Below are 21,403 nucleotides of genomic sequence, written 5' to 3'. Positions count from 1 at the left end.
GTCAACGATCCTTACTTGCCGGTCCGGAGGAATTCGATGTGGAGGCGATTGAACTGCTCCGCGTCCTCGAACTGAGGCCAGTGGCCGCAGCGGTTCATGACGACGAATTTCGAACCCGGAATCATGTCCGCGATCTGCTTGCCTTCCTCCGGCGTGGCGGTCGGATCATGCGAGGTCCACACGACCATGGTCGGAGCCTTGATCGACCGGTACTGGTCGGCGGTGATCATGTTCGGTCGGCGGATTTCCATGTCCTGCAGACACATGATCCGCTTCATCGTGTCGGCGAATCCCGGCTGCGCGTAGATCGCACGACGGGTCTCGATGAGATCGTCCGAGACCATGCTCTTGTCGCACATCAGGAATTCGAGGCGTGTCTTGATCCGCTCCCATGCGGGATCGGAAGCAGCCTCGTTCGACAGCTTCTTCAGTCGTTCCATCACCTGCGGGTGCGCGGTCCAACCGCCGGCGGTGTTGAGGACCAGTTTCTCCACCACGGCGGGACGATGTACGGCGAGATAGGTCGCGACCCATCCACCCAGCGATTCACCGCTGATCATCGCCTTGTCCCTATCGAGGGTCTTGAGGACAGCAAGCACGTGGCCGGCGTAGTCCTTGACCTGGTAGTCGATCGCGGGCTTGTCGGTCCAACCGTGTCCCAGCATGTCGATGGCAACGAACCAGAAGCTATCGGCATGAGGGCCGAAATTCCTCGAATATGCCTCTGCATGGCCCCCGACGCCGTGCAGCGCCAGGACGAGCGGCTTGGACGGGTCGCCCGACTCGATGCAGCGGGTCCGGATTCCGCCGGCCTCGATGAAGTGCTGCTTGAAGGACACGCCCCGCAGGTCGGCCCAGACGCTGGAGAAGTTCGCTGGTCTTGTGTCGCTCATGACTCGATCTCGTTGGTTTGTGTGTCAGGCGAAGAGCGGGGTGCCGCTGGGCTTCGATGGCGGCTGCGGCTTCTCGCGCGGGATCGCCGAAAGGTCCGAAACATCGAGGACCCTCCGTATCGCAGCGGTCAGCCGGTCCACGGCTTCTCCGGGGTCCGAAGTCCCCTCCATGTCGCGCCAGGCGACCACACCATCGGGGCGAACAAGAAGAACTCCAGCTTCCTCGATCTCGCGAATGCGCTGCCACTCGCAATAGAGGTCCTGCGCTTCGGGCGAGCCCGTCACGACGACCCGGAGAAACGGGAGGTCAAGGCGCAGTGCCGCTTCCTTCCATGCGACGCCAACGAGGCCCGTCACGACGGTAAAGAGGCCCTTACCCGTCACGTCGAGGGTCGACACCCGCAAGCCGTCGCGATCGACGAGCCACGCATGCGGGATCTTGGCACCCGGGCGCGACGTTGGCTGATTGTAGAGGCCGCGATCTCGCCGCCATTGCTCTGGCTCGCCGCCGACGTCGGGAATCACGGCCGAGGATACGTACCGCTGGTTCATCTCGGTACCCTGGGCATTGAATTCCGTCTGCTTGAGATCAAGCGCGGCCTGCGCCGCCTTCCGGGCCGCGACGCCATCCGGGCCCGGATCGCGAAAACGCGCGATGCCGGCGGCGACCGGATTCTCGGCGCCCGGCACGCGGAAGCATGCGTTCAGCGGGGCATAGTCGAGCCGGGACTGGTTGGCGCGCAGCACGATCTGCTTTCCGACCGGCGCCCGCTCCTGCGAGTAGCTTTCCAGAAGCTTCGGACCGGCCCAACCCTTCACGGCGTACGCAAGCTTCCAACCGAGGTTGTGACTGTCCTGTACGCATGTGTTGTTGCCGAGCCCGCTCGACGGCGGATGCCGGTGGACCGCGTCGCCGCCGCAGAACACCCTACCCTTCGAATACTGGGTCACGTAGGCCTGGTTGACGTACCAGATCGAGGTTCTCACGATGTCGATGTCGACCGAAGGGTCGCCGATCAGCACCTTGATCTTCGGAATGATCGCTTCCGGCGCGAGGTCCGGCTCGCCCTTGCTGATATCGAAGCCCCAACCGGCGATCCACTGCGTCCACGGATGCACGGCCCGCAGCAGCCCCATGCCAATCTCCCCGAAGCTCGCGTCCGGAGTGACGATCCAGTTCAGGATGCTCGGCCGATGTTTGCTGTACCTGGACAGATCTGCGTTGAAGATGGTGTAGACGGTGCCGGCGCGCGCCATCTGGCCTTCGATCGGAAGCCCGAGATGGTCCACCACCATGGATCGAGCGCCGTCCGCGCCGACCATGTAGCGTGCGCGAATGGTGTACTCACGCCCATCCAGGCGATCTCGCAGCGTCGCCGTTACGCCGTCCGCATCCTGCTCATGACGGACATACTCGGTGTTGAATGCGAAGGTCGCACCCTTCTCGGCCGCCTTCTGGAACAGGATGGGCTCGAGCAGTGGCTGGATGATATCGACCATTCCGCACGGACTGGCACGCAGGTAATCGCCGCGGCGATCGTCTCCGGTCCCCCATGTCCGCATCCGGATCAGCTCGGAGCCGGCCAGGCTTGTCGTGAAGGTCGTGTCGCCCATCAGCTCCCAGGGGCTCGCGTACCTGGCGACGTCGTCCGCGATCCCGAGATCGCGGAAGACCTCATTGGCGCGCTGGTTGGTGATGTGGGCCCGCGGGCTGTCTGCCATCCAGTTGCCGCGCGACACGATGTGACTGCGAACGCCGCAATTGCCGAGCGCCAGAGCGGTCGTCGAGCCCGTTGGCCCGGCGCCGATGATGAGCACGTCTGTTTCGTATGCCATTTGCCTGCTCCGCGATGCTTCCGCATTCGCGCGGTGTTTTCGTGATCAGTGAGCGCTTTCAGCCTGTTTGGCCGCCATCATCGCCATGCCGGCGATCCAGCCCGGAATGGCCTCATAGAATTCCTGCTCCATCTTGAAGCGGCCCCCGGTCGAGAAGGCGCCGAAGGCGGCGACCCATGCGAGCACCTCGTTGGCACCGCGTCCCGCAACTTCGCGGACCTTGTCGGTGTCGAGCGCGTCGGCACGCCAGATCTGGCCGCTCCGCAGGATCTCCATGAACTGCGCATCCCAATCCGGATTGAGCGGCTGGCACGGCCCCTCTCCCGCTTCTGCGAGAACGCCCGCCTCGAGCACCCGCTTCTCGCGGGCTTGCTTGGCTTCCGCGGTCGGATTTCGTCCATTGATCAGCCGCTCCCGGATCTCCGGCGGCGCGTCCTTGATCGATGGCAGCGGCGGATCGTGCGAGAGTCCGCCCGACGCGGCAAACAAGACTCGCTTGCCGGAACGCGCAGCGAACCGCCCTACCGATTCACCGATTTGCCGGGCGCGGCGGTAAGTCGGAACGGGCGGCGCCGCGGCGTTGACGAAGATCGGCAGGATCGGGATCGACTTGAAGTCCCCGAGCATCGCCTCCCACAACTGGACGAAGCCGTGATCGACCGGCATGCGATACGAAACCGCCACGTCGAAATCCTCGGCTCGCACATGGTCGATGAGCTCGAGCGCCGTCTTCTCCGGAACATCCAGCGGTCCCGTCCCGCCTCCCCAGTCGCCCAGGGAGACTGCGCCGGCACCGACACAGAACGAGGGCATCAGGTCGTAGAAGAAGCCGTTGAAGTGATCGGGAGCGAACTGGATGATGTAGTCGGGTGCGAACTCCTTCACGAAGGTCCCGAGCCGTCCGAACGCGGTTCGGACGCGTTGCTCGGTTTCGTTGCTGGCCGGTCCCTTGTACATCAGAGGCGTGTGAGAAGCGCAGACGATGGCGACTGACATGTTCGGATTCCTTGCGCCGAGTTGGATGGTCGATCGATGGCTGGCGGCTACTTCTTCACCAGCGGGCACGGACTTTCGGATAGCGGGCGGTTGACGGACTCACCGGGCAGCGTCTGAATGACGTTGTAGAGATCCCAGGCACCCTTGTTTTCGCCGGGCTTCTTGACCCGGAGCAGGTACATGTCGTGGATCATCTTGCGGTCGGCACGGATGTAGCCGTCGGCCGCGAAGAAGTCGTGCACGTGTTCCTTCTCCATCTGCTTCATGACCGTCGGGGCGTCGTCGGTACCCGTGGCCTTGACGGCCTTCAGGTAGTGCGCGACCGAGGAGTAGACGCCCGCGTGGAATCCGGTCGGCATGATCTTGGCTTTGGCGAAGAAGCGTTCGGCCCAGGCGCGCGTTTCGGGCGTCCGGTCCCAGTAGAACGGCGACACCTCGTAGGCATCATGCGCGATCTTCTGACCTACCGCGTAGACGTCCGTCAGCACCGATTGAAGCGGAACGATCTTGGCCGTTGAGCTCAGACCGAATTCATCCGCCTGCTTCATCGCGGTCACCGTATCGCCGCTCGCCGCCGCGATCGCGATCACGTTGGCGCCGGCGTTGGACGCGGTGAGAAGGAACGACGCGAAGTCGGATGTGTTCGGCGGGAACACCGAGTTGCCGACCACCTGCCCGCCGTTGAGCTTGACCTGCTCGGACGTATCGCGCGTCAAGGCGTTGCCGTACGCCTGATCCACCGTGAGGAAATACCATTTCGTTCCGCCGGCTTCGATCACGGACTTGGCGGCGCCTTTCGCGAGGTTGTAGGTGTCGACCGTCCACTGGACCGTTAGCGGCGAGCAGGCCTTGCCGTTGAAGTCCGAGGAGGTCGAACCGGACAACAGCATGATCTTGCTCTTTTGCGCCGCCATGTTCTGCACGGCGAAGCCGATCGGTGATCCCTGCATATCGGCGACCACGTCCACGCCCTCGACGTCGAACCAGCGTGCGGCAATCTGGGATCCGATGTCGGGCTTGCCCTGATGGTCGGCCGAGATCACCTCGACGTTGAGGCCGGCGCCGAAGTCCTCGGCGGCCATTTCAGCCGCGATCACCGAGCCCTTGCCGTTCGCCATGGCCGTCGGACCGGCAATGTCGGTCAGGACACCGACCTTGACCTTACCTCCGCTGAGAGTCGGAGGGCCGCCGGCGGTTTGCGCCGCCGCAGGGGCCGCGAGAGCCAAGCACACGGCCGCAGACAAATAAAAGCTTGAATGAACCATCGTTTCCTCCCGTCGCCGCCCTTTTGGGCGTGCCGGGATGGATTGCCGCCGATTGAACTAGGATTCCATCTGAGTCTATGAAATGTTCGCAGTGCGAACACGTCTGGAGGGATCATGCACCGCAGCGTAAGGGCACTTTCCCGTGGCTTGGCGCTGATCAACGAGCTCAATGCAAGCGGCCCATCCAACGTCGTACAGCTCGCAAAGCGGACAGGACTCAACCGTACCACCTGCTATCGTCTGCTCGATACGCTGCGCGAAGATGGCTACGTGACCTTTAACGAGACGAATGCCTTGTTCGGCTTGACGTCCCAAGTACGCACCTTGAGCGAAGGCGTGTCTTCACGGGATCTATCGAGCCAGGCGGCACTGCCCGCGATGTTCGGCCTACTGGATGGCGTCTCCTGGCCAAGCGACTTCGGAGTGTTCGAACTCGGGTCGGTACTTATTCGGGAAAGCACACATCCCTTCAGTCCGTTCTCCGTTCATCGGTCCATGGTCGGACGGAGGAGATCCTTGGTGCGCAGCGCTCTTGGAAAAGCCATCCTGGCTGCCTCCGCGCCTGCTCTGCGACGAGAGATGCTGGACCTCACCGCATCACTCGTTGAGGAGGACGCGGCTTTGGCGAAGGACCGTCGTTTCATCGAGGACATTCTCTCACAGACGAAAAAGGACGGTTACGCCTCGTCCGTCGGTGGATCGGAGGCGGGCATCAGCGCGATCGCGCTGGCCATTCCGGGGGGCGGCCCCGTCCTCGGCAGCCTGAATCTGATTTTCTTCTCGTCGTCGATGACGCCGGAGGCCGCCGCCAAAAAGTATCTGCCCAACATGCGGGCGGCGGTGAAGGAAATCGAGCGGCGGTGGTCCACGGCAAACAAGGCGCGCGGAAAAGTCTCTTGACGCAGCCGCCTACGTGTTGCGCGCGAATGAAAAGGACGCCACTTCGAGGAGTGGCGAAGGATCTGCGGCCGAACGTCAAAAAGCGCGGGAATCAATGTTCATTGCCGTGTTTCGCGCGTGAGAAGCAGATACTCGCAACCTTATGTGTACCCGCACCTTCACGCCCTTCGCATCAGCTTGAGCGAGGCCGCCAAGCGCAGGCTGCGCTTGCCGGCGAGTGCGATGCCTTCGAGCTCGCCGCTTTCGGCGGTGCAGGTGCCGGAGAAGCCGATCCCGACCTCATAGCCGCCAAACACGGGGTTCTCGCCTTTCGCCGGCGTGTGCTCCTGGTTGAGGATCTCGCCCTTCCAGCGGCCGTCAGCCGAGGAATAGGAGCCGAGATAGTAGAAGAACGCATCTCCGCCGAGGATGCGGCCGTCCATCAGCAGCATGACGCCGGAGAGCCCGGCATCGACGCCGTCGAGCGCGCGCAGGTGGATCGCATAGAGCCCGTTCACCACCCCGCCCGGCCCAATCGTGCCCTGCGGCGGCAGCCCCTCGTCGTCGAGCCGCGTGAGATTGGCCCAGAAACCGGCGCCCGGCATCGTGTCCGCGCTGCCGGCGAGACGGATCTGGTTGCCGACGAGCCGGCCGCGCGCGCCGATCGAGGCCACATCAGCCCCCATCAGAGGCCTGTAGTTGGGATCGTCGTTATGCCGTTCGGTGATGACTTCGGCGATGATCTCGCCGTCGCGCTCGACATAGCTTCCGAGATGCGCGAAGGCCGAATTGCCGCCCAGCAGCTTGCCGTCATGCATGCACATGATGCTGCGGCCGAAGGCATCGTTGACGCCGTATTCAACCTTGTAGAGCCCGTCCAGCAACGCAATTGACCCGCAAAATCATAAGGAAAGCACGCGCTACCTAGCACCGCCATCGCACCAAGACCATCGGGCTTTTTCGCGCAGGGGCATTCGCGAAGCCACACCCTGCCATGATGCCATCATGCGCCTGTTTTGCCCGACGGCGCAAGCGATTTCGGTAATTCCGCAGGTGGCGATTTCACACCATTTGCAGGCCTGTGATTTCAACCACTTGGCTACTGTGCATGGGTTGTTTTTCCACTTTTTTGTTTGGCCGGTCGCGAGCGGCCCTTACGCGCTCACCGAAACCGGCTGCGAACCCGCCGGCTGAGGAGCTACAGCATGATCCGGAAAAGTGCGCAGCGGTTGTCCGAAAGGATCATGCTCACAAATAATTCCAAAGCGCATTCATCGCGCTTTAGAAGCACAGCGTGGTGACGAGCTTGCCCTGCTTGTCCTTGATCGCATAGGGACAGCGCAGCCGCTCCAGCGCCTGCTTGGCATCCTCGTCGCCGAGCGCTGCGGCGCGCTCGTAGTAGGATTTCGCGGCGTCCTTGTCCTTTGGCCCACCGCGGCCTTCCTGCGCGAAGGCGCCCATCCGCTCCAGCGCGCCGGGATGGTTTTGCGCGGCAGCCTTCTCGAACAGCGCACGCGCCGCGGCGTCGTCCTTTGCCCCGCCCGTGCCTTCGGAGAGCATCATGCCGAGCTGGTACTGCGCCTCGGCATTGGTCTCGGCGGCCTTGCCGAGCAATGCGCGCGCCTGTGCGGGATCGGCCGGCGCAGCACCGCCGGTGCCACCGAGCGCGGCGAGATTGCTGATGCCGCGGGGATTGCCGGCCTGTGCCGCCTTCTCGAACAATTTCCGCGCCTGCGCTTCATCCCTGGCGACGCCGGCGCCGGTGCCGTAGGCCACACCGAGCTCGACCATTGCCGCACTCGATCCCTTGTCGGCGGCCTTGCGCCAGGCAGCCATCGCGTCCGCCGTCTGCCGATTGGCCGCATAGGCGCGGCCGAGCGCGAACATCGCGCGCCGCGACGACGGTGCCGCCTGCTTGCAGAATCTGATGGCGGTCGCAACGTCGGAGGCCGCAATCTCCGTCACGCCCTTCATATCGGCCGGCTTGTCGGGATCGCTGGGATCGGCGGCGACGCGGTCGCACAGGACGAGATCGGCCGATTGCGCATGCGCCGGCAACGGCGCCGCAAGCGTGAGAAGGATCGCAAGGAGGAAAGTCCGCATGGGCACCACGTTGCGTCGCGGTCCCGGCAAATTCAAGGCTCGAGTCCCGATTGGCGCAGCACGGGGACGACCTCGTGCGATGCCAGATAGCGCAGCAGCCGATCCGCGGCGTCGGCGTGCTCGGCGTTGGCCATCCGGCCGGCGGAGAACACGGCCGGCGTTTGCAGATCATGCGGAATCGGTCCGATCACCTCGATGCCCTCGACCTGCTTCAGCTCGCTGATCTGCTGCACGGCGAGGTCAGCCTCGCCGCTCACGAGCCGCTCCGCGGTAAAGCCCTGCTCGACGATGGTGGCCTTCGCGTTGATCTCTGCCGCGATTCCCATCTGCGCGATCAACCGGGCGAAATAGACCCCGCTCGCGCCCAGCCGCGAATAGGCGACGGACCGCGCCGCCAGTAGCGTGTTGCGCAGCGCGGATTCCGTGGCGATGTCGGGATGTGCTTGCCCTGCCCGCACCGCGATGCCGACGAAGGAGCGCGCGAGATCGGCTGCGTTCCCTGAGACGACGCGGCCCTCGCCAATCATCTCGTCGAGCCCTTCGCGGGTGAGGATCACGAGATCGGCGGCCTCGCCGTCGCGCAACCGTTTGAGCAGCGCCAGGGTCGGCGCAAAGTCGGCGTCGATGTGGACGCCGGTCGCGGTCTCGTACGCGGAGGACAGGCTGCGCATCGCGCCCATCAGGCCGAGCGTCGAAAGCATGCGAATTGTTTCCATCAGCGATTCCCGTGGCGATCAGGCGCGGTGCATCAGCTTGAGCGCGGCGGTCAGGCGCAGGCTGCGCTTGCCGGCAAGCGCCGTTGCCTCCAGCACCGCCTCCTCGGCGTCATAAGTGCCGGAGAAGCCGATGCCGACCTCGTGGCCGCCGAAGATCGGATCGTCCTTGGCCGGCGTGTGCTCCTGGTTGAGGATCTGGCCCTTCCAGCGTCCGTTGGCAGCGGTGTAGCTGCCGAGATAGTAGAACGATGCATCGCCGCCGAGGATGCGGCCCTTGTTGAGCAGCATCACGCCGGTGAGACCGCCGTCGACGCCGTCGAGCATGCGCAGATGCACCGAGTAGAGCCCGTCGGCGATGCCGGCCTCGCCGACGCCGCCGGCGATCGGCATCTCGTCCTCGGTGATGGGCGTCATCAACGACTGAAAGGGTACGCCGGGCAGCTCCTTGAGCTCGCCCTTGAAGCGATAGAGATCGCCGTCGGCCCAGCCCTTGGCGAGCAAGGTCGCATCGTCCGTGCCCGCCATGGCGCGATAGTTCGGATCGGGATTGTGGCGGACGGTGTTGATCACGATGTCGACGCCGCCTTCGGTCTTGGCGTAGGTGCCGATATGAGCGAAGGCCGAATTGCCGCCGAGCATCTTGCCGTTGCCGGCATGCATCACGCTCCGGCCGACCGCGTCGCCGAGCTGAAATCTCGTCTTGTAGAAGCCTTCAAACACCAGCCGTCCCCGGCCCTGCGCGCATCCAGCCGTACTCTATCCCGCTTTCGGCGGCGATGGACAAGTTTCGCGCCATGATGTCCGAGGGGTCTTCCGCTGCCGCTGTCATCGGAATGAAAAATCCGCCGAAGCCTTTCGGCTTCGGCGGATCGAAGTCCAACCCGGGCCAGCCCCCAGCCCGGGCCGGGAGGATCCTAGGCGGCGGCCTTCTTGTCGGCCGGCACGGAGGCGATCGTCTTCAGGATCTGCGAAGCGATCTGGTATGGGTCGCCCTGCGAGTTCGGACGACGGTCTTCCAAATAGCCCTTGTAACCGTTGTTGACGAAGGAGTGCGGCACGCGGATGGAAGCACCGCGATCGGCAATGCCGTAGCTGAACTTGTTCCAGGGCGCGGTCTCGTGCTTGCCGGTCAGACGCTTGTCGTTGTCCGGGCCGTAGACGGCGATGTGGTCCATCAGGTTCTTGTCAAAGGCGGCCATCAGCGCCTCGAAGTACTCCTTGCCGCCGACCGTACGCATGTACTCGGTCGAGAAGTTGGCGTGCATGCCGGAGCCGTTCCAGTCGGTGTCGCCGAGCGGCTTGCAGTGGAACTCGATGTCGATGCCGTACTTCTCGGTCAGGCGCAGCATCAGGTAGCGGGCCATCCACATTTCGTCAGCGGCCTTCTTGGAGCCCTTGCCGAAGATCTGGAATTCCCACTGGCCCTTCGCGACTTCCGCGTTGATGCCTTCATGGTTGATGCCGGCAGCCAGGCAGAGGTCGAGATGCTCTTCGACGATCTTGCGGGCGACGTCGCCGACGTTCGAGTAGCCGACGCCGGTGTAATACGGACCCTGCGGGGCCGGATAGCCGGAGGCCGGGAAGCCGAGCGGACGGCCGTCCTTGTAGAAGAAGTATTCCTGTTCGAAGCCGAACCAGGCGCCGGAATCATCGAGGATGGTGGCGCGCTTGTTGGTCGAGTGCGGGGTCTTGCCGTCGGGCATCATGACTTCGCACATCACGAGCACGCCGTTGGTGCGGGCGCCATCCGGGAACACCGCGACCGGCTTCAGCACGCAATCGGAGCTGTGGCCTTCAGCCTGCTGGGTGGAGGAGCCATCGAAGCCCCAGAGCGGAAGCTGCTCGAGCGTCGGGAACGACGCGAATTCCTTGATCTGAGTTTTGCCGCGCAAGTTCGGAGTCGGCGTATATCCGTCGAGCCAGATGTACTCGAGCTTATACTTGGTCATTGAGCCTCTCTGTAGATGATGCGAAAGGTGGGGGCCGCAGGCCCCCGCACGATTGTTTACCCGGCCAACATCGGCCGACCCTTTCCAAGCATTTAACGTGCCAAAAGGCCGCAGCGCGGGAGGTTTTCCACCGCCGCCGGCCTCCTCTCCCTCCCGGCGGATCGTCGATTGCGCCGTGCGTCATAGCGGCGCACCTTTGCGTGAAGCTGCACCGCAAAATCCCGCGGAAATCGCCCGATTCTGGAGCAGGCAGGCCCGGGCCGGAGGTTGCCGGCTAAACGCGCATCAACGTCCGGCAATATTCGCCAAGTCTGCGCCCGGCGCCCGCAACCTTCGCAACGGCCCACGCGTTAGCCACCCGAGCGCTGCCTTAGAGGAAGCAGAAAGTAGTCTGCCTACAAAATAGGCCGAGGCTGATTTCCTTTTCAGCACTTTGCATTTCGGAATGCACGGCCGATATGGGGATTCCAGTAACCACAAGCCAACGAGTCGGGCGCACCATGGAGGCCCAGCGCTGCGATCTCGGGAGATACCGCAATGATGAACAATGGACTGAGTCACGGATCTGCACAGATCTACCAATTCCCTGTCGGGGGCCGCTCGGCTCTCGGGGGGCGCCGCAACGGTGAGACCCGCCTGCCCGCCAGCCACGCCTCGCTCCCCGCGAACGAGACGATTTGCAGCGGCAGCTGGTACCATCAGGAAGCGGTCGATGAAGCCAAGCCGAAATGGGATCGCTGATGCCTGCGTTCGGTTCAATACCGCCGCGCTCTCTCAATGCCCGGCGTCAGTTCGAAAAAGGGTCGAAACAACGGTGTTTCGGCCCTTTTTGATTCCGGACTTGATTGCGGGATCATATGGTCGCACAGGCGGTTACCGACCGCTTCAGATGCCTGACAAGACACCTCATGAACGACTCCCCTGCCCGCCATCTCGCCCTGCAAGGCGCCAGCAATTTTCGCGACCTCGGCGGCTATCCGACCGCAGATGGCCGGAGCACGCGCTGGCGGCACATTTTCCGCTCCAACCATCTTGGCCAGCTCACTGCTGCCGATGTCGAGATCGTCCGCGCGCTGGGCGTGCGCAGCGCCTTCGATTTTCGCGGCATCGAGGAGCGCGCGGCGGGCGTCTGCGTGGTCAACGAGATCGCCGTGCATTCGCTGCCGATCGAGCCGACGGTCGTGGCTGCGCTCCGCGCCGAGCTCTCCAGGGGCAGGCTGACCGCGCCGGTCGCGCTCGAACTCATGCGCGACTCCTATCGCAACTATGTCGGCCACAACACGGCCAGTTTTCGCAATCTGTTCGGGCATCTCCTTGAGGACCGCGCGCCGCTCGTCATTCACTGCACCGCCGGCAAGGACCGTACCGGCTTTGCCAGCGCGCTGATCCTGCATGCGCTCGGTGTAGCCGACCACGTCATTGCCGAGGACTACCTCTTGACCAACCGGCACTACAAGCGTGACGCATCAAACATCTCCGATCTTCCTGCCGACGTTCTCGACGCGATCGGCACCGTCGAGGCCTCGTATCTTGCCGCTGCTTTCGGAGCCGTCGGTAGCGAGTATGGCGATCTCGAAACCTACTTGCGCGACGGTCTCAAGCTCGGCACAGCGGAGCGGACCGCGCTGAAGGCGCGCTATCTGCAACCGTAAGCGGCCGTAGATCTTGAGTGGCCGTACCCGGAGAACAACGATGCAAGGCAAGGTTCTGATCGTGACCGGAGCACTCGGCGCACTTGGAAAAATCGTCGCCGAGATCGCGCAGTCGCGCGGCGCGCGCGTGGCCGGCATCGACCATGCGCCATCGCAAATCTCCGCGACGCCTGAGCGCATCGAGATCGGCGGCGTCGATCTGTCCGACGCAGCACAAGCAAAGACGGCAGTCGAGGCGGCGGCAAGACACTTTGGCAAGGTCGACGTGTTGATCAACATCGCCGGCGGCTTCGCCTCCGAGACCGTGGGCGACGGCGACGTCAAGACATGGCAACGCATGCATGCGCTTAACCTGCTGACGGCGCTCAACGCCTCGCAAGCGGCGCTAGCCCATCTGGCTGCGTCCACAGCCGGCCGCATCGTCAATATCGGCGCCATGGGCGCGCTTCAGGCCGGCTCCGGCATGGGCCCCTATGCGGCGTCGAAAGCCGGCGTCCACCGGCTCACCGAGGCGCTGGCGAGCGAGTGGAAAGGCAAGGTGACCGTGAACGCGGTGCTGCCCTCGATCATCGACACCAACGCGAACCGCGCCGACATGCCGAAAGCCGACTTCGCCAAATGGGTGACACCGCAGGAGCTTGCGGAGGTCATTCTGTTCCTCGCCAGCGATGCCGCCAGCGGCGTCACCGGCGCGCTGATCCCGGTCGGCGGGCGGCTGTAGGGTTGGTGGCCACGCATCTTTTCCCGAGCCCATCCGGCTGCTATATTTGAACAATGACAACTGAAGATATCGAACGAGCGATCGAACGGCTTACGCCTGACGAATTGGTGCGGTTTCGCGCCTGGTTCGAGCAGTTCGATGCGGAACGCTTCGATCATGTGCTGGAGCAAGACATCAAGGCGGGTAAGCTCGATCAATTTGCCGAGGAAGCGCTGAGCGATTATCGCGCCGCCCAAACGCGCGACTTGTGAAGCACACGGCTTCAGCGAGATTCTGGAAGGCTTATGAGGCATTGCCCGTCAATGTTCGGCGGCTCGCCGATGCCAATTTCAAGCTGCTGAAGAACGACCCCACTCATCCCTCGCTTCAGTTCAAACGGGTCGGACGATTTTGGTCCGCCAGAGTCGGCCTACGTTTATCGCGCCCTGGCTATCGAGTCTGATGGCGCCTGCGTCTGGTTCTGGATCGGCTCACACGCAGACTACGACCGTCTCATAGGCTAAAGGCGTCAATCCGGCACCAAAAGCCGGAGATTGCCCTTGAAACGGATGCTCTTCTTGCCGGTGAGTGCGATGTTCTCGCCAACAGCCGGATCATCTGTTCCCGATCAAATGGCGCGGAGCCCCAAGCCCGTTCCGGGCTAAACTGCCGCAACTGATTCTCCGATCGGACGTGACACTCGGAAGCTTCCTTTGGAAACCACGCTCTATTTGCCTGTCAAACGCTTCCTCGAAGAGCTCGGCTTCATGGTCAAGGGCGAGATCGGCGGCTGCGATCTCGTGGGCCTCAGCGCCGGTGATCCGCCGGTAGTCGTGATCGGCGAGCTCAAGCTGAGCTTCAATCTCGAGCTGATCCTTCAGGCCGTCGATCGCGCACCGGCCGGCGACGAGGTCTGGATCGCAGCAAAGATGTCAGTGCGCGGCAAGGGACGCGAGACCGACGCACGCTATCGCAATCTCTGTCGCCGCCTCGGCTTCGGCATGCTCGGGGTGACCGACCGCGGTCAGGTCGAGGTGCTGGTGAAGCCGCCGACGGCCGCCCCACGCCGCGAGCCGAAGGTCCGCTCGCGCCTCGTCGCAGAGCATCAGCGCCGCCAGGGCGATCCGGTGCTGGGCGGCAGCACGCGCGCGCCGATCATGACGGCCTATCGGCAGCAGGCGCTGGCCTGCGCCTCGGAGCTCGCGGCGGGCCCACGGCGGGTGAACGAATTGCGCCAACGCTGTCCCGATGCCGGCAAGATCATGCTTAACAATGTGTATGGCTGGTTCGAACGCACCGAGCGGGGAATCTACGGGCTGACGGAAGCGGGCCACGCGGCGCTGAAACGCTGGCCACAAGAGCGAGTTGCGGATGTTGCCGGTGTCGCGTCACCACCCTGACACCCAACCGGTGCATAGCTGAGATGCCACACCGATTTCATATTGCAATGCAACATAGACGGCACTAGGTATCCCGGCATCGAAACGAGGCCGTTATGAACGCAGATTGGAATACCAAATATGGCACGCGGCGCGTGCGCCACGATCCGCCGACCCTGGACGAGGCGATCTTCGCCGCCGTCGGCATCACCGACGATCAGGAGCAGCAGGCCGAGATCGCCGCAGCCCTGATGGGCATGCCGCTTGATGTCGTCCAGGCCGAGGTCAAGAAACAGGTTCGCACCAACAGCCGCATCACCTCGACCCGCGTGATCGCCGGCGAACAGGGGGCGCAGCGTTCGGTAGTTGTCGAACGCCGTGTCGTGCGCCGCTTCGGCAACGACAAGCGCACTGGCACCTGAGCGCTTAGTTCCCCCTATATCCAATACAAAAGCGGACCGGTTTTGCCGGTCCGCTTTTTTGATTCCAGTCGGCTTTTAGGTCAGGCGGCGCGATTGCCATAGATGCTGGAAATGATCTTCCAGCAGGTCGAGTTGAAGCTGATAAGAGCGCGGCCCGCCGCGAATGGCGAGGCCGCGAGATCAGCGAGCTCGTCCTCAGGCGCCTTGGCGAGATCGATCGTACCGGTCGATTCGCCATGACGGAATTGCAGATGCGCGCCGAACTTCCTGGCGAGCGCCCGCATCGCGTGATTCTCGGCGCCGGTGGTGATGCGCAGGCGCTTGTAGCCTTTCCAGCGCGCTTCCGCGATCAGCCGGCTGAACAGCACGGTGCCGACGTTCTGGCGCCGCGCCGAGGCTTCCACGCTGAAGGCGACCTCGGGCAGCGAATCGCCCTCGGGCGGATGCAGCTCGGCTGCACCGCGGACCACGCCGTCGACGATATAGGCGACGATCACGGTGCCGTCCTCGGCACAGCGCGCGGCGTAACGCTCGATAAAACTGTCGTCAAGAAAACCGTTGAAGCGGTCGTGCCGGCTTTCGGCATCGAGCCTCAGCAGATGATCGCGCAAAAGCGGCAATTCTTCCTGCTGGCTCAAGGTGCGCACGTAGCCCTGAACGGACTTCGCGCGGCTGGTTACTTCAAGTTCCAAATCTGCTGCGAGTGACAAGTCAAAACTCCTCTTGGTGTCCCTCGAGGAGGCGTTCGAATCCCTAGGCCTCCAATATTGTGCATCGCAACAAACTTTTCAAGACGGGAACCTGCCAAAGTTTCGGGCATTGGAGGCGACTAATTCGTTAACAAAATCAAGCCCCGTATTCATACGAGGACCAGCTGGGTCTGCGTCACCACGGCGACCAGTTTGCCGTCCTCGGTCTCCAGCCGGGTGGTCCAGACTTGGGTCCGCCGGCCTCTGTGGACTGGGGTGGCGGTCGCGATCACCGTGGTTCCCTCCTTGGCGCCGCCGATAAAGTTGGTCTTGCTCTCAAGCGTAGTCGTGCCCTTGGCGTCCTCCGGCAGATTGATCACGGTGGCCGCCGCGCCGACGGAATCGGCCAGCGCCATCACCGCGCCGCCGTGGATGGTGTGATGAAGCGTGCAGAGATCGGGCCTGACCGTCATCCGTGCCACCACGCGATCGTTCCCGGCCTCGACGAACTCGACGCCCTTGAGTTCGGCAAACGGCATCTTCATCGCTTTAAGTGTCTCGAGCGGCGTCATCGGATCTCCTCCCAAATCATTCTGCTCACAGGGTGAATTGCTCCGCGTGGCAAAGCAATGACGTCCGAGGTAATCGCCGCCGTGACATTCGGCTCTGCAGCGCATCGCCGAGAGGCGCTGCGCTGCGTCCGGGGCACGGGCCCCCTCACGTCACCGCATTCACCACCTGATACTCTGGCCGCCGCCAAATCTCACCCGCGATCACCTCTTCCATGATCTCGGCCGCCCGCATGATCTCGCTCTCGCCGATATACAGCGGCGCGATGCCAAATCGCATGATGTCAGGCGCGCGGAAATCGCCGATGACGCCGCGGGCGATGAGGGCCTGCATCGCAGCGTAGCCGCCTGCGAAGGCGAAGGAGACTTGCGAGCCGCGACGCTGATGAGCGCGCGGGGTGACGAGCTTCAAGGAGGGACAGCGGCGTTCGACCTCGGCAATCAGGAGATCGCCGAGCGCCAGCGAACGCGCGCGGACTTCCCCGATATCGACGCGATCCCAGATGTCGAGCGAGGCCTCCAACGCCGCCATCGCCAGCACCGGTGGCGTTCCGACGCGCATGCGCTCGACGCCGCCGGCGGCCGCATAGGCAAGCTCAAACGCGAACGGCTTTGCGTGCCCCATCCACCCCGACAAAGCGGCGCGCACGCTGTCGGCGTGGCGCGGCGCGACGTAGAGAAAGGCCGGCGCGCCGGGGCCGGCATTGATGTATTTGTAGGTGCATCCGGCGGCGAAGTCAGCGCCGGTGCCTGCAAGGTCAACCGGTAGCGCGCCGGCCGAATGCGCGAGGTCCCAGACCGTAACGATGCCGAGCGCATGCGCTCTTGCGGTCAGCTCCGCCATGTCGTGGCGTCGTCCGGTGCGGTAATCGACCTCGGTGATGTAGAGCACCGCGATCTCCTCCGACAACGAAGCCTCGATCTCCTCCGGCGCCACCAGGCGCAGTTGATGCCCACGGCCAAGAGTCGCGATCAGTCCTTCGGCCATGTAGAGGTCGGTCGGAAAGTTGCCGGTGTCCGACAGGACGACCCTGCGCGATGCGTTCATGTCGAGCGCGGCGGCGAGCGCCTGATAGACCTTGAGCGACAGCGTATCTCCGACCATGACGGAGCCGGCTTCCGCACTGATCAGCCGCGCGATGCGATCGCCGACGTGGCGCGGTTGGGCATACCAGCCCGCCGTATTCCATGCGCGGATCAACTCATCACCCCACTCGGCGGTGATGACGCGGCTGACGCGCTCGGCGACACCAAGCGGCAACGCGCCGAGCGAATTGCCGTCGAGATAGATCACACCGTCCTGCATATGGAACAGCGCTTTGGTGTCGTCGTAGACGCGAAGCGTGGTCATGAAAATCTCTACAGGATCGTGCGCACGCGCCAGAGTTCAGGAAACAGCTCGACCTCCAGCATACGCTTGAGATAGCTGACGCCGCCGGTGCCTCCGGTGCCGCGCTTGAAGCCGATGACACGCTCGACGGTCGTCACATGGTTGAAGCGCCAGCGCCGGAAATAATCTTCGAAATCGACCAGCTTCTCGGCAAGCTCGTAGAGCATCCAGTGCGTTTCCGGCGCCTCGTAGACAATACGCCAGGCCTGCAGCACACCTTCGTTGAAGCTATGAGTCTCGCGAACATCGCGCGCCAGCACCGCCGCAGGCATCTTGAGCCCGTTGCGGTCGGCGAGCCGCAGCACCTCGTCATAGAGGCTTGGCGTCGCGAGCTCGGCTTCGAGCAACTGCGTGGTTTCCAGATCGTGCGCGTGCGGCTTGAGCATGGCGTGGTTGCGGTTGCCGAGCAGGAATTCGATCTGTCGGTATTGCCGCGACTGGAAGCCTGAGGACTGGCCAAGCTGCGAGCGGAAGCGCGTATACTCGCTGGGCGTCATGGTGCGCAGCACGTCCCAGGCGCCGTTGAGCTGCTCGAAGATGCGCGACATCCGTGCCAGCATCTTCATTGCAGGCTGCACCTCGTCCTTCGCGATCGAACGGCGTGCGGCGCTGAGCTCGTGGATGGCGAGCCGCATCCACAGTTCGGTGGTCTGATGCTGGATGATGAACAGCATCTCGTCATGCGCTTCCGACAGCGGATGCTGCGCGCCGAGGATCGCGTCCAGCGCCAGATAGCTTCCGTAGGACATGCGCCGGGCGAAATCGGTCTCGGCGCCTTCGCTTGCGGGATCGTATTGGCTGGACGTCATGGCAGGCCCTTTCAATCGATCCTTGAGGCCCCGTCAGTCGAGGCCGATCAGGCGCGCGGTGATTGGCGACGACGGGTCCTTGAGGGCGTCGATCACGGTGAAATGGTTCAGCCCGGGATCGACGACAAGACGAGTCGGCACGTCGAATCCAGTCCAGACATTGGCCATCAGATCGGACTGGCGGATGAATTCGGGCCGCTCGTTGCCACCGACCCAGGCGGTCACGGGCGAAGGCCCGCGCGGCAGATGCAGCGCCGCGCTTTCCAGCGTCGCCTCCTCCATCGTCATGCGCAGGGTGTCGTTCATCCTGGTCTTGAGCAGCGGACGCAGATCATGCAGGCCGCTGATCGAAAGCGTGCCGGCGATGCGGTTGTAGACGGCGGGCTCCAGCCGGCTGTCGTCGCACAGCATGCGCGTAACGAGATGCCCGCCCGCGGAATGGCCGGCGAGCCGGATCGGACCCGCGACGAGCGAGGCCGCCTTGGCGGTCGCCGTGGTGATTTCTGCCGTAATGTCGGAGATGCGCGCGGCCGGCGTCAGCGTGTAGCTTGGCAGTGCCACGGTCCAGCCATGACGACGCGCGCCTTCGGCGAGATCAGTCCATGCCGATTTGTCGAAGCGCATCCAATAGCCGCCGTGGACGAACACGACGAGGCCCTTGCTGTCGCCGTCGGGCAGGACGAGGTCGAGCCGCTGGCGCTCGCCGGCGCCATAGGCGATGTCAGCGCGAAACTCCTTAAGCCGGGCGCGATAAGCCGCCGCCCGCTCCGCCCACAGCGCCGGTATCTTGTCCGAGCCTGGGATATGGGCCGAATTGGCGTAAGCGTCATCCCAATCGCGCATCGTGCTTCCTCGACGGACTCAAGGCCTTCTGGATCTGGCGCCAGTCTGCCACCGCCGCGGGCGGCATCCTAGTCTTTCTTTTAAGCTTAAAGGATTTTGGAACGCCGGTGGATTGGGCAATCCCCGTCATTGCGAGCGCAGCGACTTGTCTGCCGAAGCTTTAGCGAACGCGGAAGCAAATCCAGACTGTCTCCGCGGTGACAGACTGGATTGCTTCGTCGCAAGGGCTCCTCGCAATGACGGCGGAAGGCCCCTACCCCTTCTCCACCCCGCACCAATCCGCGATGAACAGCGCCATTGCCTTGGTCGTCTTCTTAAGGGAGTCCAGATCGACATATTCATTGAAGCCGTGCATCTCGCCGCCGCTCGCGCCGAAGCAGAGGCTCGGGATGCCGTGATTGAGGCCGTAAAAGCGGGTGTCGGTGAGCGCGGTGAAGACGAGGTCTTCGATTTGGCCGCCATAGACCGCGCTGAAGGCCCTGCCGAACGCGGCTTCCGGCGCGGCGGCGTCGGTCAGCTCGTAGCCTTCCGACAAGAAGCCCGACCATTCGACTTCCGGGGGATTGTTGGCGAGGAAGCGGTGGTTGCGCGCGGCAGCCGCAACGCAGGCCATGATCTCCTTCTGGTGATCGGCGATCGACCAGCCCGGCAACACGGCAATCCGGCAATCGACGTCGCACCAGGCCGGCACGCTGGAGGCCCAGTCGCCGCCCTTGATGATGCCGGGGTTGAAGTTGATGGGATGGTTCAGCGTCTTGAAGTGACGATCGGCTTTCGCGCGCTCGTTCCACTCGATCTCGAGTTTTTGCAGCGCCTGGATCAAATGATAGGCCGCCATGATTGCGTTCGCGCCGGAGCCGGCGAAGGCGACATGGGTCGGATGGCCCTTCACGCGCAGGCGGAACCAGATCACGCCGACCTGCGAGCGCACCATCTTGCCGCCGGTCGGCTCAGGAATGAAGCAAGCATCGGCACGATAGCCGCGTTGAAGTGTCGAGAGCGCGCCGACCCCGGTGCTCTCCTCCTCGATCACGGACTGGAAGTGAATCCGCGCCGTCGGCCTCAGGCCCGCGGCCTTGATCGCATCGAGCGCGGAGAGCGCTGCGATGGTGCCCGACTTCATGTCGCAGGCACCGCGACCGAACATCCTGCCGTCCTTGATGACGGGCGAGAACGGCGGGGTGTCCCACAGTTCCAGCGGGCCGGCCGGTACGACGTCGCAATGGCCCTGGAGGATCAGCGATTTGCCCGCCTCGATTTTGGGCCGGTACGTGCCGACCACGGTGCGCGCCTTCGAAAAATCATGCTCGATGGGTCCGAAGCCGCGCAGATCCTTGAGGTCGTCGACATTGATGTGCCAGTCGTCGACTTCGTAGCCGCGCGCGCGCAGGAGGTCGCCGATCATGTCCTGGCACGGCCCCTCCGCCCCGCGGGTCGAGGGGATCGCAACGAAATCGCGTGTGGTCGCGAGCTGGGCTTCGAAGCCGGCATCGACGGCGTCAAGAATCCTCTGCTGCGTTTCGGCATTCATCAGGCAACTCCAATCGGACATTGAGATCATCGATGGAGCGCAAGCTAACCGATTTCAGCCGTTCGGGTACTCTGCAAAATAGGCATCCCGCAATGCATCTTCGAGCAGCCGGCCCTCCGAATAGCCATTCAGTGTCGCCGGCCGGCGCACGCCTTCGAGCAGCCGCGGGCAAGGCTCCGGCGCGCCCAGCACGGTGCGCACCGGGATGCGCTCGGCATAAATCGGCAATTCATAGTCCTCGTCGTCGTCGGCGACACCCTTGGCCCGGATTTTCGCGGAGGCTTCCTCGATCTCCATCGCGATAAAGGAGGTCGCCTTGATCTCCTGCGTGTTGCTCGCCCGCAGGCTTGCGGTGCGATCGGGGAAGAAGCGGTCGACCATCGCGATGACCGCGCGCTCCTTCTCCTCGGGATCGGTGACGAGATAGGCGGTGCCGAATGCCATCACCGCGCGGTAGTCAGCTGAGTGATTGAATCCGCAGCGCGCCAGCACCAGGCTGTCGAGATGGGCGACCGTCAGGCACACGCGCTCGCCCCGGGTCTGGTTGCGCAGCATGCGGCTGGCACTCGAGCCGTGCCAATACAGCTTCGTGCCTTCGCGCCAGAAGAAGGTCGGCGTGCAATAGGGTTGGCCGTCGATGGCGTAGGAGACGTGGCAGAGCATCGAGGAATCCAGGATGCGATGAACGGTGTCGTGATCATAGAAGCCGCGATCGTGACGGCGCTTCACCTGGTTGCGTGCGGAGGTCGGATAGGAATTTGGGCTCTCGGTCTGGCTCACGG

25 protein-coding genes and 1 pseudogene are annotated in these 21,403 nt (G+C 63.6%); 9 read left to right on the top strand and 17 right to left on the bottom strand.

Annotated elements, in window-relative coordinates:
• Positions 1-11: 11 nt before the first annotated feature.
• From BRA1417_RS0121580 to BRA1417_RS0121565, 4 genes are read right to left on the bottom strand one after another with little or no spacing between them, the layout of a single operon-like run.
• On the bottom strand, positions 12-893 hold the full coding sequence (locus BRA1417_RS0121580) for an alpha/beta fold hydrolase (RefSeq protein WP_027517602.1): 882 nt from the start codon (positions 891-893) through the stop codon (positions 12-14).
• Positions 894-917: 24 nt separating this feature from the next.
• Entirely contained in the window at positions 918-2,729 is a 1,812-nt protein-coding gene (locus tag BRA1417_RS40650; RefSeq protein ID WP_035968708.1) for an FAD-dependent monooxygenase, read from the bottom strand.
• A 45-nt stretch (positions 2,730-2,774) separates the two neighbouring features.
• Entirely contained in the window at positions 2,775-3,725 is a 951-nt protein-coding gene (locus BRA1417_RS0121570; protein ID WP_027517601.1) for a 3-carboxyethylcatechol 2,3-dioxygenase, read from the bottom strand.
• Positions 3,726-3,772: 47 nt separating this feature from the next.
• On the bottom strand, positions 3,773-4,990 hold the full coding sequence (locus tag BRA1417_RS0121565; RefSeq protein WP_027517600.1) for an ABC transporter substrate-binding protein: 1,218 nt from the start codon (positions 4,988-4,990) through the stop codon (positions 3,773-3,775).
• Between the two features lie 114 nt (positions 4,991-5,104).
• Between BRA1417_RS0121565 and BRA1417_RS0121560 the strand changes: the two genes are divergently transcribed.
• Positions 5,105-5,890, top strand: coding sequence for an IclR family transcriptional regulator C-terminal domain-containing protein (locus BRA1417_RS0121560; RefSeq protein ID WP_035968706.1), 786 nt, complete (start codon positions 5,105-5,107; stop codon positions 5,888-5,890).
• A gap of 158 nt (positions 5,891-6,048) precedes the next feature.
• On the opposite strand, the gene BRA1417_RS0121555 is transcribed toward BRA1417_RS0121560, so the two are convergent.
• The gene (locus tag BRA1417_RS0121555) at positions 6,049-6,753 is read right to left on the bottom strand and encodes a GrlR family regulatory protein (RefSeq protein ID WP_027517598.1); all 705 of its coding nucleotides are present in this window, start codon (positions 6,751-6,753) and stop codon (positions 6,049-6,051) included.
• Positions 6,754-6,874: 121 nt separating this feature from the next.
• On the opposite strand from BRA1417_RS0121555, the gene BRA1417_RS44135 reads away from it, so the two are divergent.
• Positions 6,875-7,063, top strand: a complete 189-nt coding sequence (locus BRA1417_RS44135; RefSeq protein ID WP_156948840.1) for a hypothetical protein — start codon at positions 6,875-6,877, stop codon at positions 7,061-7,063.
• Between the two features lie 87 nt (positions 7,064-7,150).
• Here BRA1417_RS44135 and BRA1417_RS0121550 read toward each other — a convergent pair whose 3' ends face one another.
• The 5 genes from BRA1417_RS0121550 to BRA1417_RS0121530 are packed head-to-tail and all read right to left on the bottom strand — an operon-like array spanning position 7,151 to position 10,637.
• Positions 7,151-7,972 (bottom strand): tetratricopeptide repeat protein, encoded by an 822-nt coding sequence (locus tag BRA1417_RS0121550; RefSeq protein WP_027517597.1) that lies wholly within the window; start codon positions 7,970-7,972, stop codon positions 7,151-7,153.
• Positions 7,973-8,004: 32 nt separating this feature from the next.
• Positions 8,005-8,688, bottom strand: coding sequence for a substrate-binding domain-containing protein (locus BRA1417_RS0121545; protein WP_027517596.1), 684 nt, complete (start codon positions 8,686-8,688; stop codon positions 8,005-8,007).
• Positions 8,689-8,706: 18 nt separating this feature from the next.
• Positions 8,707-9,408: a GrlR family regulatory protein gene (locus tag BRA1417_RS0121540; RefSeq protein WP_027517595.1), complete on the bottom strand. Its 702-nt coding sequence runs from the start codon at positions 9,406-9,408 to the stop codon at positions 8,707-8,709.
• On the bottom strand, positions 9,401-9,568 hold the full coding sequence (locus BRA1417_RS44130; RefSeq protein ID WP_156948838.1) for a hypothetical protein: 168 nt from the start codon (positions 9,566-9,568) through the stop codon (positions 9,401-9,403). The genes BRA1417_RS0121540 and BRA1417_RS44130 overlap by 8 nt, the downstream gene beginning before the upstream one ends.
• 34 nt (positions 9,569-9,602) lie before the next feature.
• The gene (locus tag BRA1417_RS0121530; protein ID WP_027517594.1) at positions 9,603-10,637 is read right to left on the bottom strand and encodes a glutamine synthetase beta-grasp domain-containing protein; all 1,035 of its coding nucleotides are present in this window, start codon (positions 10,635-10,637) and stop codon (positions 9,603-9,605) included.
• 537 nt (positions 10,638-11,174) lie between these two features.
• Here BRA1417_RS0121530 and BRA1417_RS0121525 point away from each other — a divergent pair.
• The 7 genes and pseudogenes from BRA1417_RS0121525 (at position 11,175) to BRA1417_RS0121500 (ending at position 14,790) form a co-directional block, all read left to right on the top strand.
• Positions 11,175-11,378 carry a DUF2735 domain-containing protein gene (locus BRA1417_RS0121525; protein ID WP_027517593.1) on the top strand — a complete coding sequence of 68 codons (204 nt, stop codon included), beginning with the start codon at positions 11,175-11,177 and terminating at the stop codon, positions 11,376-11,378.
• A 167-nt stretch (positions 11,379-11,545) separates the two neighbouring features.
• Complete coding sequence (locus BRA1417_RS0121520; protein WP_027517592.1) at positions 11,546-12,289, top strand: tyrosine-protein phosphatase; 744 nt, start codon at positions 11,546-11,548, stop codon at positions 12,287-12,289.
• Between the two features lie 40 nt (positions 12,290-12,329).
• The gene (locus BRA1417_RS0121515) at positions 12,330-13,010 is read left to right on the top strand and encodes an SDR family oxidoreductase (RefSeq protein WP_027517591.1); all 681 of its coding nucleotides are present in this window, start codon (positions 12,330-12,332) and stop codon (positions 13,008-13,010) included.
• 107 nt (positions 13,011-13,117) lie between these two features.
• A complete protein-coding gene (locus BRA1417_RS0121510; protein WP_245286256.1) occupies positions 13,118-13,261 on the top strand; it encodes a hypothetical protein in 144 nt (47 codons plus the stop codon).
• Positions 13,258-13,513 (top strand): annotated as a pseudogene (locus BRA1417_RS45685) (hypothetical protein). The gene BRA1417_RS0121510 and the pseudogene BRA1417_RS45685 overlap by 4 nt, the downstream one beginning before the upstream one ends.
• A gap of 189 nt (positions 13,514-13,702) precedes the next feature.
• Positions 13,703-14,389, top strand: coding sequence for a DUF2161 domain-containing phosphodiesterase (locus BRA1417_RS0121505; protein ID WP_027517589.1), 687 nt, complete (start codon positions 13,703-13,705; stop codon positions 14,387-14,389).
• Between the two features lie 95 nt (positions 14,390-14,484).
• Positions 14,485-14,790: a hypothetical protein gene (locus BRA1417_RS0121500; RefSeq protein WP_007591844.1), complete on the top strand. Its 306-nt coding sequence runs from the start codon at positions 14,485-14,487 to the stop codon at positions 14,788-14,790.
• Between the two features lie 80 nt (positions 14,791-14,870).
• Here the strand turns inward: BRA1417_RS0121500 and BRA1417_RS0121495 are convergent, their stop codons facing one another.
• From BRA1417_RS0121495 to BRA1417_RS0121465, 7 genes are all read right to left on the bottom strand, one after another.
• Positions 14,871-15,482, bottom strand: coding sequence for a GNAT family N-acetyltransferase (locus tag BRA1417_RS0121495; protein WP_027517588.1), 612 nt, complete (start codon positions 15,480-15,482; stop codon positions 14,871-14,873).
• Between the two features lie 167 nt (positions 15,483-15,649).
• Positions 15,650-16,051 (bottom strand): PaaI family thioesterase, encoded by a 402-nt coding sequence (locus tag BRA1417_RS0121490; protein ID WP_027517587.1) that lies wholly within the window; start codon positions 16,049-16,051, stop codon positions 15,650-15,652.
• A gap of 145 nt (positions 16,052-16,196) precedes the next feature.
• Positions 16,197-17,399, bottom strand: a complete 1,203-nt coding sequence (gene kynU, locus BRA1417_RS0121485) for a kynureninase (RefSeq protein ID WP_027517586.1) — start codon at positions 17,397-17,399, stop codon at positions 16,197-16,199.
• A gap of 8 nt (positions 17,400-17,407) precedes the next feature.
• A complete protein-coding gene (gene kynA / locus BRA1417_RS0121480) occupies positions 17,408-18,247 on the bottom strand; it encodes a tryptophan 2,3-dioxygenase (protein ID WP_027517585.1) in 840 nt (279 codons plus the stop codon).
• 33 nt (positions 18,248-18,280) lie between these two features.
• The gene (locus tag BRA1417_RS0121475; RefSeq protein ID WP_027517584.1) at positions 18,281-19,090 is read right to left on the bottom strand and encodes an alpha/beta hydrolase; all 810 of its coding nucleotides are present in this window, start codon (positions 19,088-19,090) and stop codon (positions 18,281-18,283) included.
• 253 nt (positions 19,091-19,343) lie between these two features.
• Positions 19,344-20,621 (bottom strand): ArgE/DapE family deacylase, encoded by a 1,278-nt coding sequence (locus tag BRA1417_RS0121470; RefSeq protein WP_027517583.1) that lies wholly within the window; start codon positions 20,619-20,621, stop codon positions 19,344-19,346.
• A 54-nt stretch (positions 20,622-20,675) separates the two neighbouring features.
• Positions 20,676-21,401 (bottom strand): pyridoxamine 5'-phosphate oxidase family protein, encoded by a 726-nt coding sequence (locus BRA1417_RS0121465; protein WP_027517582.1) that lies wholly within the window; start codon positions 21,399-21,401, stop codon positions 20,676-20,678.
• Between the last annotated feature and the right edge of the window lie 2 nt (positions 21,402-21,403).

Origin of the sequence: Bradyrhizobium sp. WSM1417, assembly GCF_000515415.1 — a bacterium.
GTDB lineage: Bacteria > Pseudomonadota > Alphaproteobacteria > Rhizobiales > Xanthobacteraceae > Bradyrhizobium.
Note: the sequence above shows the minus strand (reverse complement) of the source record. Positions and strands in the feature narration are given on the sequence as shown.